The sequence below is a fragment of the uncultured Endozoicomonas sp. genome, assembly GCF_947495845.1.
GTDB lineage: Bacteria > Pseudomonadota > Gammaproteobacteria > Pseudomonadales > Endozoicomonadaceae > Endozoicomonas.
Window position 1 is genome coordinate 1 of the sequence record NZ_CANMAO010000105.1, and the last position, 457, is coordinate 457.

1 protein-coding gene is annotated in these 457 nt (G+C 54.9%); it reads right to left on the bottom strand.

Annotated elements, in window-relative coordinates; translation table 11 throughout:
* On the bottom strand, positions 1–457 hold a 457-nt coding region (locus tag Q1B11_RS20290; protein ID WP_299735837.1), incomplete at both ends, for a hypothetical protein.

Here is a 457-nt window from a genome sequence, read left to right on the forward strand (position 1 = left end):
GAAATATTGGTGACCAGTGCCCGGTCGAGCGGTTTGTCCTTAACGTCCTCGTCTTTGCCCACCTGCCAGCCCTCTTTGAGGCAGGGAAGCTTCAGGAAGGCTTCCACGTCCGCCTTTTTCGGTAAGCCTTTGCTATTACACATGGAGGAAATATGGGTGACCAGTGCCCGGTCGAGCGGTTTGTCCTTAACGTCCTCGTCTTTGCCCGCCTGCCAGCCCTCTTTCAGGCAGGGCAGCTTCAGGAAGGCTTCCACTTTCGTCTTTTCCGGTAAGCCTTTGCCATTACACATGGAGGAAATATGGGTGACCAGTGCCCGGTCGAGCGGTTTGTCCTTAACGGCATCGTCTTTGCCCGCCTGCCAGCCCTCTTTCAGGCAGGGCAGCTTCAGGAAGGCTTCCACGTCCGCCTTTTTCGGTAAACCTTTGCTATGACACATGGCAGAAATATTGGTGACCA